Below are 13,186 nucleotides of genomic sequence, written 5' to 3'. Positions count from 1 at the left end.
GGAGAGATCCATGTCGTCCACCGTCGTGTCGTTCGCAGAGGGCTCGCTCCGCGGAGACAGCACCGTCGTCCGCGTCGAGCCGATCGGCGACGCAGCGGTCGTCGTCGTCGAAGCGACGCCGTTCCACCCGGTCGACCACACCTGGCCGGACCAGCCCGGAGACGCGGGCCTCATCTCGGCCGGCGGCGACAGCGCAGCGGTGTCGGTGTCGGAGGCGGTCATGGCGGCGATCAGCGATGAGGGCGAGTTCGCCGTCGGAGCGGAGATTCCGGTGCGCCGCGGAGCCGACGGGTGGACCTGGCTGGTCGCGCATCGTCTCGAAGGCGCCGCGCCCACGTGGCTCACCCCGGGAGCAGAGGTGCGGCTCGTCGTCGACGATGCCCGCCGTGCGGGGCTCAGCCGTGGGCACACGGCCTGTCACCTCGCCTCGCTGGCGCTCGACCTCGCCGTCGCCGAACTCTGGCGCAAGGATCCGGGGGAGGATGCTCTCGGCACCCCCGACTTCGAAGGACGCGCCAACCAGTCCAGTCGGATCCACGAAGACGGCAGCGTCGACGAGTACCGGCTCGGCAAGAGCCTGCGCAAGGCGGGTTTCGACACGGAGGCGTTCGCCGCGACACTCGCCGATCGTGAGACGCGGATCAACACGCAACTGGCGGCCTGGGTGGCGTCGGCCGCCGAGAGCCGCATCGTCACCGACGGTCCGACCATCGTCGATCGTCGGCGCTGGCATTGCGACCTGCCCGAGGGCGAAGCGGTGATCCTCTGCGGGGGAACGCACGTGGATTCACTCGCCGCGTTCGCTTCGATCACCGTGACGCTCGACCTGAGCGATCCTCAGCTCCTCGTCATGACGACCGCGGTTCCGGCGGCCTGACCGCCCCGTTCGCAACGGATCAGAGGCTGAATTCGACCTCTCCGCGCGAGATGTCCGCGCGCACCACGCGGAGGTGCACGACATCGCCGGGAGCGGCGTCGGCGGGCACGGGGGCGGATGCCGTGACAGCGGGCTCCGCGATCTGAACGGTCGCCCGCTCGCCTCGGAGCTCGACGACCGTCGCCTCGATCGTCGAGCCGACCAGAGGGGTGAGGAGGGCGGCCTCGACGACGTTGACGGTGGCGGCGTTCAGGCGGGACGCGCGCTGGCCGGACTGCTGCATCAGTTCAGGCAGCTCCGCCAGGGACTCGCGCGCCCACGTCGGGGCGGGTTCGCCGTTCGAGAGGGCGAGGCAGATCGCCAGAGTCCACCGATCGACGAGCCGGCGCAGGGGAGCGGTGGCGTGCGCGTAGGGTGCCGCGATCGCCGCCTGAACGGCATCGTCGGGGGCGGAACCGTCGAAGGCCACGTACCCGGCACCGCGGAACAGCGAGGCGGCCGCCTCGAGAACTGGGAGGGTCATCGGATCGGCGCGATCGAGAGCGCGCAGGTACTCCCCGTACTCACCGGACGTCCACGCTCTGCCGAGCGCCTCGGTCTGGTGCCGGAATGCCTCGAACGCCTTCTCGTCCGGGCGCGGCATGGTACGGATGATGCCCACGCCGGCGTCGAGCATGAGGGAGGCCGCCGCCATGCCGGTCATGAGCGACAGCTGGGCGTTCCACTCCTCGACGGGGAGCGGACTGCGACGTTCGATCGCGTACGTGCCGTCTTCGGCACGCACGACCTCTTCATCGGGGAGGTTCAGGCTGGCGCCCCCGCGACGCACCTCCTGCTCGAGTCGCAGGGCGCCGATCTCGGGCAGCAGGGCGAGGAACCCGGCGTCACCGCGATCGACCGCCTTCTGCGCGGTGGCGTAGTCCCCTTGCTCTCGTGACCGGATGAGAGCGCGTTCCAGACGGAAATCATCGACCGCGCCCGCCTCGTCCAGTGCGAACGTCCACACCAGCGCCGGACGATCCACGTCCGCGAGCAGGGAAGCGCGATCCTCACTCAGCACGCGAGGATGAAGGGGGATCGAACCGTCGGCGGCATAGAGCGTCTGGCCGCGGCGTCGAGCCTCCGCATCCACCGCTCCGCCGGGAGTGACGAATCCCGGGACGTCAGCGATCGCGTATCGCACCGTGTATCCGGAACCGCGGCGCTCCAGGTGGAAAGCCTGGTCGAGGTCACGCGCCCCGGCGGGGTCCAGGGTCGCGAAGGGCACGTCGCGCAGGTCGAGGTCCGGTGTCGACGAATGCGAGGTCTCCGCCTCCGCCACGACATCGGCGGGGAACTCGACGGGGACGTCGAGGGCCCCGCGGAGTGCGGCCAGCGCGGACGCCAGCTCGGTCTCGGCGGCGGACGGGGCGACGTGCGATCGGCGCTGAGGCATGCGTCCACACTAAGCGGAGAGCATCGGCCCATTCGTCGGTGGATCGCGTTAGCGTGGAGGGCATGACCACTTCAGCCAAGGCTCAGACCCTCGTCGACCTCTATGACGCGCCCGAGATCCTCCGCGTGGTGAACGTGTGGGACGTCGTCTCCGCACGGGCCGTCGCGAAACTGCCCGAGACCACAGCCATCGCGACTGCGGGGCACGGCATCGCCGCGTCCTTCGGATACGACGACGGCACGATTCCTCGCGATCTGATGCTCGACATGGTCGGCCGCATCGCCGCATCCGTCTCCGTCCCCGTCACCGCCGACCTCGATGACGGATACGACGACGCCGGGGAGACCACCCGTCTGGCGATCGCCGCCGGCGTCGTCGGCGCGAACGTCGAAGACCGGCTCAAGCCGTTCGACGAGTCGGTCGCGGTCATCGAGGCGATCGTCAAGGCCGCAGAAGCCGAGGGCGTGCCCTTCGCGCTGAACGCCCGCACCGATGCCTTCGTCCGTGCCGGCGCTCGCCCCATCGAGGAGAGCATCGCCGATGCGATCCAGCGCGGTCGTGCGTTCCTCGATGCCGGTGCGACCTCTGTCTTCGTCCCGGGCATCCTCGATGCGAACGTCACACGTCGTCTCGTCGAGGGCATCGGAGAGCGCAAGGTCAGCGTGATCGGCCTGCCCGGGGCGCTCACCGCCTCGCAGTACGAGAAGCTCGGCGTCGCGCGCATCTCCTACGGTCCGCTCCCGCAGCGCGCGGCCCTCACGGCCCTTCAGGAGCTGGCGATCAGCCTGTACAAGGGCGGCGTCGTGCCCGACGGCCTGCCCGCGCTAAACTGATCGGTCGCACAGACGCATCCGCCGGAAGACGAGTGTCCACGGGTCAGTAGACTTGGCCCGTGGTCACTCGTCTATCAAAATTCTTCCTTCGTACGCTCCGTGAAGACCCCGCCGAAGCGGAGGTCATCGGTCACAAGCTGCTCATCCGCGCCGGCTACATCCGCCGGCAGGCAGCAGGCATCTTCGCGTGGCTGCCACTGGGGCTCCGCGTCAAGTCGAAGATCGAGACCGTGATCCGCGAGGAGATGGCGAACGCGGGCGCGCAGGAGGTCCATTTCCCGGCACTCATGCCTCGCGAGGCCTATCAGGCCACGGGACGCTGGGACGAGTACGGCGACCTGCTGTTCCGTCTGCAGGACCGCAAGGGCGGCGACTACCTGCTCGCGCCGACGCACGAAGAGGCATTCACCCTGCTCGTCAAGGACCTCTACTCGTCGTACAAGGATCTGCCCCTCGCGCTCTACCAGATCCAGGACAAGTACCGTGACGAGGCGCGCCCCCGCGCGGGCCTCCTCCGCGGCCGCGAGTTCACGATGAAGGACGCCTACTCTTTCGACTCCTCCGACGCGGGCCTGGAGGTCAGCTACCAGGCGCAGCGCGACGCCTACGAGCGCATCTTCCAGCGCCTCGGGCTCGAGTACGTGATCGTCCAGGCGGATGCCGGGGCGATGGGCGGCTCGCGCAGCGAGGAGTTCCTCCACCCGACTCCTGTCGGAGAGGACACCTTCGTGCGGAGCGCCGGCGGATACGCGGCCAATGTCGAGGCGTTCACGACGGCCGTTCCCGAGCCGGTGGCGTTCGACGCCGACGCCTCACCCGTCGTCTTCGATTCGCCGAACACCCCCACGATCGAAACGCTCGTCGCGCACGCGAACACGGTGCTCGAGGGCGAGTACACCGCCGCGCACACGCTCAAGAACGTCGTGCTCGCGCTCACCCACCTCGACGGCACGCGCGAGCTCGTCGTCGTCGGCATCCCGGGCGACCGCGATGTCGACGAGAAGCGTGCAGAGGTGGCCTTCGCGCCCGCAGAGGTCGAGACGGCGACGGCGGAGGACTTCGCGAAGCACCCGCTGCTCGTGAAGGGCTACATCGGGCCCTGGTCGCCCACCGGAGCCATCCTCGGCGAGGAATCCGCGACCGGCATCCGTTACCTCGTAGACCCGCGCATCAGCGAGGGGACGAGCTGGATCACCGGCGCGAACGTCGACGAGAAGCACGCGCACTCGGTGGTGTCCGGCCGTGACTTCGAGGCCGACGGCATCGTCGAGATCGCGAACGTCCGTGCGGGGGATCCCGCGCCGGACGGCTCCGGACCCGTCGAGCTCGCACGCGGCATGGAGATCGGTCATGTCTTCCAGCTCGGCCGCAAGTACGCCGAGGCACTCGGGCTGAAGGTGCTCGATGAGAACGGCAAGCTCGTCACCGTCACGATGGGCTCCTACGGCATCGGCGTGACGCGAATCCTCGCGATCATCGCCGAACTGAACAACGATGCCAAGGGTCTGATCTGGCCGGCATCCGTCGCGCCCTTCGATGTGCAGGTCGTCGCCGCCGGGCGCGATCAGGTGGCCTTCGATGTCGCGCAGGAGCTCTCGACCACGCTCGAGAGTGCCGGGCTCGACGTTCTCTACGACGATCGCCCCAAGGTGTCCCCGGGCGTGAAGTTCGGCGATGCGGAGCTCGTCGGCGTTCCGAAGATCGTCATCGTCGGTCGCGGCGCAGCCGACGGCCAGGTCGAGCTCTGGGACCGCAGTACGGGCGAGCGCGACGCGGTGTCGGTCGCCGAGGCAGTCGAGCGACTCTCGCGACGCTGATCCCGCCCGCGCGACGCCGCGTCCGCCTTCGGGTGGGCGCGGCGTTCTGCTTCCCGGCGTTGCGCCAAGCGCGAGCCACGCGCGGCATGACACGCTGGAGGCATGATCGACGAACCGCTGCCCGAAGGTCTCAGTGCCGAGATCAACGCCGTCCTCGACGAGGCCGGGGTGCTCACCGATCGCCGTCTGGTGATGCGGATGATGCGCACCGCGATCCTGCTCGGCGAGGACGACACCGATCGACTGGACCTCAAGATCGCCTCGGCCGCACTCGCGGAGATGCGCGATGCCTTCCGCCTGTTCGCCCCCTACCGCGGGGTGCGCAAGGTCACGGTGTTCGGATCCGCGCGCACCCTCACCGACGACCCGCTCTATCGGCAGGCGCGAGATGTCGCCGCCGCCCTGGCGTCCGACGGCTGGATGGTCGTGACCGGTGCGGGCCCGGGCATCATGCAGGCTGCCGCGGAAGGAGCGGGACCCGCGCTCTCGCTCGGCGTGTCGATCCGTCTCCCGTTCGAAGAGAAGCCGAACGGTCTCGTCGCAGGTCAAGACCAGGTCGTGGCGATGAAGTACTTCTTCACCCGCAAGCTCATGCTCATCAAGGAGTCGCAGGGCTTCATCTGTCTGCCCGGCGGATTCGGCACCCTCGACGAGATGTTCGAGCTGCTCACGCTCCAGCAGACCGGCAAGGCCGAGCCCATGCCGATCGTGCTGCTCGACGAGACCGGGGGGACGTTCTGGCGGGGCCTGCGGCGCTTCATCGACGAGGACCTCGCGCCGACCGGAGTGATCTCCGAGGGGGACTTCGATCGCGTGGTCATCACGGACTCGGTCGAGGCGGCCCGCGCCGAGATCACCGGCTTCTGGCGCAACTACGACTCGCTGCGGTGGGTGGGCGACACACTGGTGCTCCGCCTCCGGTCGGCGCCCACCGACGACGAGATCGCGGGATTGAACGAGGAGTTCGGCGCGCTGCTCGCCTCCGGGCGGATCGAGCGCACGGCACCCCGGGCACCGGAGGTCGCGGACGCCGATGCGTTGGATCTCCCGAGGCTCGCGCTGCACCTCAACCAACGACAGGTGGGCAATCTCTTCCGTCTGATCGGGGCGATCAACGCCCTTCCGTCCGCGCCCTCCGCCTGATCTGAGGCGCGCCGAAGTCGGGGTGCGTCGGCGGCGGGGCGGCCCGGCGTGGCCGCTCGGGTCGGGCGCACGGTATCGTTATACGGATGTCGCGCGTGTGATTCCGTGCGACGAGAGCTGAATAGAGAGGCCGTCATGGACATCGAACTGAGTCTGCTGCGTGGGATCGAGAAGGAGAAGGGGATTCCCTTCGACGAACTCGTCGCGATCATCGAGCAGGCGATCCTGACCGCCTACTCCAAGCACATCTCCGCCGAGGGCGACATGCCCGAGGGCGTGCGCGTCGACCTCGACCGCAAGAACGGTCACGTCGCGGTGCTCCAGACGGTCCGCGACGACGAGGGTGCCATCATCGGCGAAGAGGATGCGACTCCGAGCGATTTCGGGCGTATCGCCGCATTCGCCGCGAAGCAGGTCATCAGCCAGCGCCTTCGCGACATCGCGGATGAGGCCGTGCTCGGTGAGTTCAAGGGCAAAGAGGGCGACATCGTCGCCGGCGTCATCCAGCAGGGGCCCAACCCGCGCATGATCCACGTCGATCTCGGATCCGTCGAGGCCATCCTCCCACCGGAGGAGCAGGTCCCCGGCGAGGAGTACACGCACGGTTCCCGTCTGCGCGTCTACGTCACCAGCGTCGCGAAGGGTCTCAAGGGGCCGCAGATCACGGTGTCGCGTACGCACCCGGGACTCGTTCGCAAGCTCTTCGCGCTCGAGGTTCCGGAGATCGCTGCGGGTCTCGTCGAGATCGTCTCGCTCGCACGCGAGGCGGGGCATCGCACGAAGATCGCCGTGAAGGCCAATGAGCCGTCGATCAACGCCAAGGGCGCCTGCATCGGCGAGCTCGGTCGCCGCGTGCGGGCCGTGACAGAAGAGCTGGCGGGGGAGAAGATCGATATCGTCGACCACGATCCCGAGCTCGCCGCGTTCGTCGCGAATGCGCTGTCGCCCGCGAAGGTGACGAGCTCGTTCATCCTCGATGCGAACACCAAGGCCGTGCGCGCGCTGGTGCCCGACTACCAGCTGTCCCTCGCCATCGGCAAGGAGGGGCAGAACGCCCGTCTGGCGGCCAAGCTCACCGGCGCGAAGATCGACATCCAGCCCGACAGCGTGCTCGACTGAGCGTCTCCTCGGCGCCCGGAGCGGTCGCTCCGGGTTCGGAGCCCAAGGAATCGCAGGTGTAAGATGGAACCCGTACGAACGTGCGTCGGCTGTCGCATGCGTGCTTCCCGCTCCTCCCTTCTCAGGGTGGTGTCCCAGAACAACACTCTCCTCGTAGATGAGCGTGCGGTTCTGCCGGGACGCGGTGCATGGATCCATCCGACGCAGGAATGCATGGAGGCCGCTCTGCGGCGCCGCGCTTTCGGACGAGCACTCCGTGTGTCCACTGCTGTGGACACGCAGACCATCGAGAAACGGCTGAATGGCTATGGAAACAAAGTGAACGGCTCGAAATGAGACCCGTCCGCGACTAATGGTCTGCCCTGTCTGGGCAGACTGCCCAGACAGGAGAATTGTGGCTGGTAAACCACGCGTACACGAGATCGCCGCCGAACTCGGCGTCGACAGCAAGGTCGCACTTGCAAAACTCAAGGAGCTCGGCGAATTCGTCAAGAGCCCTTCCTCGACCATCGAACCGCCGGTGGCGCGCAAACTGCGCGCGGCGATCGAGGCCGACGGATCGCTGAAGGCTGCCGCAGACGCGGCGCCGGCAGCGAAGCCCGCCGCGGCAAAGCCCGCAGCGGCGAAGCCCGCAGCGAAGTCCGGACCGACCCCGGGTCCGAAGCCCGGTCCGAAGCCGGCTCCCGAGGCTCCGGCCGCGGCAGAGCCCGCCCCGGCCGCTCCGGCGCCCGCCGAGCCTGCGGAGGCTGCTCCGGCCGCATCCGCATCGGATGCTCCGGCTGCCGCACCCGCGTCCGCTGACGGCGGCGCTCCGAAGCCGGGTGCTCCGCGCCCCGGCAACAACCCGTTCTCGTCGGCACAGGGAATGGGCCAGCGTCCCGCTGGTCCCCGCCCCGGCAACAACCCCTTCGCTTCGGCGCAGGGGATGGGCCAGCGCCCGAGCCCGACTCCCGGCAACATCCCCCGTCCGCAGGCGCCGCGTCCCGGTGCACCTCGACCGGGCGCTCCGCGTCCGGGTTCGCCCCGTCCCGGCGCCCCGCGCGGCGGTCAGGGTGGTCGTCCCGGTGCTCCGTTCCAGCAGCGTCCCGGCGGTCCCGGTCGTCCCGGCGGTGCCGGTGGACCCGGTGCCGGTCCCGGCGCACGTCCCGGTGGCGGGTTCGCCGGGCGTCCCGGTGGCGGCGGCGGTCGTGGCCGTGGCCCCGGTGGAGGTACCGCAGGTGCCTTCGGTAAGGGCGGCGGCAAGAGCAAGCAGCGCAAGTCGCGGCGGGCGAAGCGGCAAGAGTTCGAGATGCGGAGCGCCCCGGTCGTCGGTGGCGTCAACGTCACCCGTGGCAACGGGGAGATCATCCGCATGCGACGCGGTGCATCGATCGCCGACTTCGCCGACAAGATCGAGACGCTGACCGGTTACACCGTGCAGCCCGGAACCCTGGTCACGATCCTCTTCAACCTCGGCGAGATGGCCACGGCCACCGAGTCGCTGGATGAGGCGACGTTCGAGGTCCTCGGTGCCGAGCTCGGCTACAAGATCCAGATGGTCTCGCCGGAAGACGAGGACAAGGAGCTCCTGGAGGGCTTCGGTCTCAACCTCGAGCAGGAGCTCGAAGAGGAGAGCGAAGACGACCTCGAGATCCGTCCGCCGGTCGTCACCGTCATGGGTCACGTCGACCACGGTAAGACCCGACTTCTCGACGCGATCCGTCAGACCAACGTCATCGAGGGTGAAGCCGGTGGCATCACCCAGCACATCGGTGCCTACCAGGTCTGGACCGAGCACGAGGGCATCGAGCGAGCGATCACGTTCATCGACACCCCCGGTCACGAGGCCTTCACGGCCATGCGTGCCCGTGGTGCGCAGGTCACCGACCTCGCGATCCTCGTGGTCGCGGCTGACGACGGCATCATGCCGCAGACGGTCGAGGCGTTGAACCACGCCCAGGCGGCGAACGTGCCGATCGTGGTCGCGGTGAACAAGGTCGACAAGCCCGACGCCAACCCGTCGAAGGTGCGCCAGCAGCTCACCGAGTACGGTCTGGTCGCCGAGGAGTTCGGTGGCGATGTCATGTTCGTCGATGTCTCCGCGCGTGCCAACACCGGTATCCAGGACCTCCTCGACGCTGTGCTGCTCACGGCAGACGCTGGTCTCGACCTGACCGCCAACCCGAACAAGGCCGCTCGAGGTGTCGCCATCGAGGCGAAGCTCGACAAGGGTCGCGGTTCGGTCGCGACGGTGCTGATCCAGTCCGGAACTCTCCGGATCGGCGATGCGATCGTGGCCGGTACCGCTTATGGCCGTGTGCGTGCCATGGCGGATGAGAACGGCGACCAGGTCCTCGAGGCCTACCCGTCGCGTCCGGTGCAGGTGCAGGGTCTCAACTCGGTACCGCGTGCCGGTGATGTGTTCCTCGTCACTGAAGAGGACCGTCTGGCCCGTCAGATCGCTGAGAAGCGTGAAGCAGTCGAGCGCAATGCCCAGCTGGCCAAGGCCCGTAAGCGCATCTCGCTCGAGGACTTCACCCGAGCTCTCGAAGAGGGCAAGGTCGAGTCGCTCAACCTCATCATCAAGGGTGACGTCTCCGGTGCCGTCGAGGCGCTCGAGGAGTCGCTGCTCAAGATCGAGGTCGACGATTCCGTCCAGCTGCGCATCATCCACCGCGGTGTGGGTGCGATCACCGAGTCCGACGTCAACCTCGCGACGATCGACAACGCGATCATCGTGGGCTTCAACGTGCGTCCGGACACCAAGGCGCGTGAGCGTGCTCAGCGCGAGGGCGTGGACATCCGGTTCTACTCGGTGATCTACAACGCCATCGACGAGGTCGAGAACTCGCTGAAGGGCATGCTCAAGCCGGAGTACGAAGAGGTCCAGTCGGGCGTCGCAGAGATCCGCGAGGTCTTCCGTTCCTCCAAGTTCGGCAACATCGCCGGTGTCATCGTGCGATCGGGAACGATCACGCGAAACGCCAAGGCTCGCGTCATCCGCGATGGCGTCGTCGTCGGCGATGCCCTCGCCATCGAGTCGCTCCGTCGATTCAAGGACGACGTCACCGAGGTCCGCACGGACTACGAGGCCGGTATCGGTCTCGGCAAGTTCAACGACATCCAGATCGGCGACGAGATCGAGACGATCGAGCTCGTCGAGAAGCCGCGCACCTAAGTCGTAGGCTCAGGAAGTGGATGCCTCGGCCCATCATCGGGGCGAGGCATCCACTTCCTTCGTGGTTTCCCCACTGTGTGACAAGGAGTACAGAAAATGGCTGGAGAACGACAGGCGCGCCTCGCCGACCGGATCCGCGTGATCATCGCCGAGCGTCTCGAGAAGGGGCTGCGCGACCCGCGCCTCGGCTTCGTCACGCTCACCGACGTCCGGGTGAGCGGTGACCTCCAGCACGCGTCCGTCTTCTACACGGTGCTGGGCACGGAGGAGGAGCGCATCGCCAGCGGTGCAGCGCTCGCGTCCGCGACCGGTCTGCTGCGCAGCGAGGTGGGCAAGCAGTTGAGCACCCGTCTCGTTCCGACCCTCGAGTTCATCCCCGACGCGCTGCCGGAGAACGCCGATCACATCGCGGCCCTCCTGCGCGAGGCTCGCGAGCGCGATGCCGAGGTGGCGAAGCTCGCTTCGTCCGCCTCTCACGCGGGCGATGCCGACCCGTACGTGCGTGCGGAAGAAGCCGACGACGAGAAGTAACGCGATCTCACCCTCCGCGACACGCCTCGGAGCGTGAGACGCTCGCGGTTCCTTGCTACCCTCGCCCGGGGCGAAACCAATCTCGCCCCGGTCAAGGGGGTGCGAGGTGCCGGGTTCGGTGGTGTCCGAGGGGACGACGTACGCGTCGTCGACGGTCGAGTTCTTCCTCGGTGACCTCCGCGCCCACGATCTCGGCTGCGCGCCCCATGTGGCGGCGCGACTGATCGTAGATCTGCATGCTCATCTGCGTACGATCCGGGAGATGGCCGCGAGCCTCACACCCGCTCAACGCCAGGGGCTGGAGTCTCTGCCGACGCCGCTGCCCGCCGTGCCGGCGATCCGCGAGGCCTTCGGCGACAGGGAGTTCGCGCCGCGTGACCGCGACCTCCTGCTGGCGATATCCGTGGGGCTGGACGACGACCTCGACTCCCTGCTCGCCTTCGACGGACGTTCTGCCGAGGAGATCGCCGGGGAACCCGTCGGCACCCATCTGAGCCTGCATGCGGGCCGCGTGCGCCTCGTCGATCAGCGTCTGGCGATCTGGCTGTGCCAATCGACCGCACCCCTCGTGGTCGCGAGCGTCCACCGTCGTCTGCACGAGGTGTTCCGTGCACGCGACCAGGGGGCGCGAGCCGACTGGCATCGTGCGCGTGCGTCGTTGAGCGGCGAGGCGGATGCCGCGCCGGAACTCACCCGGATGGCACGCGTGCTGTGTGAGGCCGGAGACGTGGATCGCGCGCTGCTGCTCGCCCGCGAGGCGGTCGCGCACGCGCATGGCACGCAGCTCGACGAGGCGCGAGCGGCCGCGGGTGCCGCCGCGGTCGGCGCCGGGTATGCCGAGGAAGCGGCGGCCCTGCTCGGCGATCTGTTCCCGTATGGCTCGGAGCGCTCTCGCCTACGTGGTCTGGCCGGCCTCCTCGTGACGCAGGCCCACGTGCACGGGGTGGTGCCCGAGCCCGATCCCGCATCGTGCCGACCACGCACCGATGATGCTCGTGCGTGGCGCGCATGGGCCCGTGCAGCGGCGTTGGCGGCCCCGCTCTGCGCGGAGCGAGGAGACCGACGAGGTGCGCGCGCCTGGGTCGACATGCTGCGCGAAGCGTCCACCCGTGTCGGCGCAGACACGACGCTCCGCGACTCGGCGATCGCACTGAGCTGGCTTCTCCTCGGCGAGCGAGACGAGGAGGGTGAGCGAGATGCGGGCCCGGTGTCGGGTGTGCTGCTCCACGCGCTCCGCGCGGCGCTCGGCGGAGACATCGATCGGGGTATCCGTCTGCTCGCCCACGATGCGGCGATGGGAGCGGGTACGGATCCACTGATCGAGGGATTCGAGCGCAGCCCACTGCTGGAGGCGTATCGCGCGGTGCTCCACGTGCTGTTGCTGCTGTGGCGCGGAGACGTCTCTGCCGCACGTGATCGCCTCATCCGGGCTGCCCTGACCGTGCCGATCGCACAGCCCTTCGCGGGGCTCGGTGTCGTGCTGGCCCGCCGACTCGATCTCGCCGTGCTCGGCGAGATCGGCCCGTTCGCGCGCGCGCTCACGGACGCGCTTCCGGCGGGCATCACTGTGGACACCCTGGTGGACCGGGGCATCCAGTCTTTCCTGGCGGGTGACTTCGCGGGCGCTGCAGGCGCGGTGCGTCTGCGGTCCGAGATCGGGGCACCGCAGCCGACACTCGCTGTGCCGGGTCTCGACGAGGTCGCCGTGGCGGCCGATGCGAGAGCGCGGCGCGTTCTGGCGCCTCCGGAGCTCGATCGCGCCGAGAGCCTTCTGCGGCGGATCACCGCGGCCACGGAAGCGAGGTGGCGTGCCGAACACGATGACGTGCGGTCCGAGGCGCGCACGCTGCGATCGCCGTTCGCTCGTGCCCGGGTCGAGTCGATGCTCGGAACCCAGTCGGTGATCCGTGGCGATCTGAACCTGGCGAAGGAGCATCTGGTCACCGCGCAGAGTCTGTTCGAACTGTGCGGCGCGCTCGCCTGGGCGAGATCGGTGGCGGATCGCCTCGCTCGTCTCGACGCGGAGGACGCGCCGACATCGGATGACGCGCTGTCGGTGTGCCGTCGGGCCTGGGCTCAGCGTCTCACTTCTCGAGAGCTCGAGGTCGCGATGCTCGCTGTCGGGGGAGCGAGCAATCGCGACATCGCCGAAGCCCTCATCGTGTCGGTGCGCACCGTGGAAGTGCATCTCGGACGTGTGTTCGTGAAGCTGGGAGCGCGCAATCGTGTCGAGCTCATGGTGCTGGCCCGCCGCACGGGACAGCACCTGTGAGG

Annotated in this window: 11 protein-coding genes; 9 read left to right on the top strand and 2 right to left on the bottom strand. The window is 68.6% G+C overall.

All coding sequences use genetic code 11. The features are described 5' to 3' along the window. Positions 1-10: 10 nt before the first annotated feature. Positions 11-877: a hypothetical protein gene (locus ACIOSY_RS04090; RefSeq protein WP_400849440.1), complete on the top strand. Its 867-nt coding sequence runs from the start codon at positions 11-13 to the stop codon at positions 875-877. A gap of 19 nt (positions 878-896) precedes the next feature. On the opposite strand, the gene ACIOSY_RS04085 is transcribed toward ACIOSY_RS04090, so the two are convergent. Next, positions 897-2,312, bottom strand: coding sequence for an RNB domain-containing ribonuclease (locus ACIOSY_RS04085; RefSeq protein ID WP_400849437.1), 1,416 nt, complete (start codon positions 2,310-2,312; stop codon positions 897-899). Positions 2,313-2,374: 62 nt separating this feature from the next. Here ACIOSY_RS04085 and ACIOSY_RS04080 point away from each other — a divergent pair, with 62 nt between their 5' ends. From ACIOSY_RS04080 to rbfA, 7 genes are all read left to right on the top strand, one after another. After that, positions 2,375-3,145: an isocitrate lyase/phosphoenolpyruvate mutase family protein gene (locus ACIOSY_RS04080; RefSeq protein ID WP_400849434.1), complete on the top strand. Its 771-nt coding sequence runs from the start codon at positions 2,375-2,377 to the stop codon at positions 3,143-3,145. A 59-nt stretch (positions 3,146-3,204) separates the two neighbouring features. Further along, positions 3,205-4,962, top strand: a complete 1,758-nt coding sequence (locus tag ACIOSY_RS04075) for a proline--tRNA ligase (protein ID WP_400849431.1) — start codon at positions 3,205-3,207, stop codon at positions 4,960-4,962. Between the two features lie 102 nt (positions 4,963-5,064). Next, entirely contained in the window at positions 5,065-6,105 is a 1,041-nt protein-coding gene (locus tag ACIOSY_RS04070; RefSeq protein WP_400849428.1) for a TIGR00730 family Rossman fold protein, read from the top strand. A 135-nt stretch (positions 6,106-6,240) separates the two neighbouring features. Further along, a complete protein-coding gene (gene nusA / locus ACIOSY_RS04065) occupies positions 6,241-7,224 on the top strand; it encodes a transcription termination factor NusA (protein ID WP_400849425.1) in 984 nt (327 codons plus the stop codon). Between the two features lie 63 nt (positions 7,225-7,287). Then, on the top strand, positions 7,288-7,560 hold the full coding sequence (locus tag ACIOSY_RS04060) for a YlxR family protein (protein ID WP_400849422.1): 273 nt from the start codon (positions 7,288-7,290) through the stop codon (positions 7,558-7,560). A 16-nt stretch (positions 7,561-7,576) separates the two neighbouring features. After that, positions 7,577-10,381 carry a translation initiation factor IF-2 gene (gene infB, locus ACIOSY_RS04055; RefSeq protein ID WP_400849419.1) on the top strand — a complete coding sequence of 935 codons (2,805 nt, stop codon included), beginning with the start codon at positions 7,577-7,579 and terminating at the stop codon, positions 10,379-10,381. A 96-nt stretch (positions 10,382-10,477) separates the two neighbouring features. Next, positions 10,478-10,912 (top strand): 30S ribosome-binding factor RbfA, encoded by a 435-nt coding sequence (gene rbfA / locus ACIOSY_RS04050; protein ID WP_400849416.1) that lies wholly within the window; start codon positions 10,478-10,480, stop codon positions 10,910-10,912. Positions 10,913-11,003: 91 nt separating this feature from the next. Here rbfA and ACIOSY_RS04045 read toward each other — a convergent pair whose 3' ends face one another. Next, on the bottom strand, positions 11,004-11,156 hold the full coding sequence (locus tag ACIOSY_RS04045; protein WP_400849413.1) for a hypothetical protein: 153 nt from the start codon (positions 11,154-11,156) through the stop codon (positions 11,004-11,006). 18 nt (positions 11,157-11,174) lie between these two features. Between ACIOSY_RS04045 and ACIOSY_RS04040 the strand changes: the two genes are divergently transcribed. After that, entirely contained in the window at positions 11,175-13,184 is a 2,010-nt protein-coding gene (locus ACIOSY_RS04040) for a LuxR C-terminal-related transcriptional regulator (protein WP_400849410.1), read from the top strand. Positions 13,185-13,186: the final 2 nt, after the last annotated feature.

Source organism: Microbacterium sp. NPDC087665 (assembly GCF_044743285.1).
Lineage (GTDB): Bacteria > Actinomycetota > Actinomycetes > Actinomycetales > Microbacteriaceae > Microbacterium.
The sequence above is the reverse complement of the archived record's forward strand: the minus strand, read 5'-3'. Positions and strand labels throughout refer to the sequence as shown.